This window comes from Pseudomonas sp. SDO5215_S409 (assembly GCF_054071325.1).
Window position 1 is genome coordinate 1 of the sequence record NZ_JBSVWN010000218.1, and the last position, 229, is coordinate 229.

1 protein-coding gene is annotated in these 229 nt (G+C 61.6%); it reads left to right on the forward strand.

Features of this window, described 5'->3' with window-relative positions; translation table 11 throughout:
• On the forward strand, positions 1–229 hold a 229-nt coding region (locus tag ACW9H9_RS28955; RefSeq protein ID WP_457346757.1), incomplete at both ends, for a transposase family protein.

Genomic DNA, 229 nt, shown 5'->3' on the forward strand with positions numbered 1-229 from the left:
TCGTCGCGATCAGGCCAGACGGCGATGACCTGCTGATCGACCTGATCCCTCAGACTACTAGCTTCCCTACCTGCAGTGGCTGCCATCAGCCCAGTACCACCACCCATGAGTACTGTCAGCGCTTGATCCGCGACCTGCCCATGCTGGGTCGCACGGTTCGGCTGAATGTGGAGCTGCGGCGTGTCGGGTGCAGTGCATGCGGCAAGCGAATGGAGGCAGTCAGTTGGCT